2 protein-coding genes are annotated in these 545 nt (G+C 39.1%); both read right to left on the bottom strand.

The window, feature by feature from the left end; translation table 11 throughout:
- On the bottom strand, window positions 1-266 hold a 266-nt coding region (locus Q1A70_RS20340), incomplete at its 3' end, for a hypothetical protein (RefSeq protein WP_299695872.1).
- A gap of 143 nt (window positions 267-409) precedes the next feature.
- On the bottom strand, window positions 410-545 hold a 136-nt coding region (locus tag Q1A70_RS20910; RefSeq protein ID WP_363318261.1), incomplete at its 5' end, for a S26 family signal peptidase.

Genomic DNA, 545 nt, shown 5'->3' on the forward strand with positions numbered 1-545 from the left:
TCAAAACGTCTATCGACATCAGTTTTCATTTCATCAAATCGTTTATCGACTAGATCAAAACGCTTATCGACATCAGTTTTCATTTCATCAAACCGTTTATCGACTAGGTCAAAACGTCTATCAACATTGATTGCTAATTCATGAACACGCTCTTTGATATTATCTACACTCTCTTTCGTGGCGTAATTTTGAGCATGACTTTGTTGGTGTAGCAACGCATTAAGGACATCCGATTGTGAAAATTCAATCTTTTTTTCGTCACTCATTGTGCACTCCTGATTAATGAGCCTTGTTATGGCTTTAAATAAGTAATAGCAAGGCTTGGCAATAGCCAGCTTGCTGACTATTGCACAAAGTTCTACTGACTTTGTTTAAATAGTGTACCTCAAATCTTGATTCTGACAAAACATCAGAACAACCACGCTGCCTTGGCTTTACCTAAAATATCGGACGATTTAACCGCTCCAAAATAACGCCCATCAAAACTGTTGCTCGGAGCGTATTCCGATAACGCGAAAAATTCATTCTCCGCGACCGTGAAGGGG

Origin of the sequence: uncultured Vibrio sp. (assembly GCF_947488985.1) — a bacterium.
GTDB lineage: Bacteria > Pseudomonadota > Gammaproteobacteria > Enterobacterales > Vibrionaceae > Vibrio.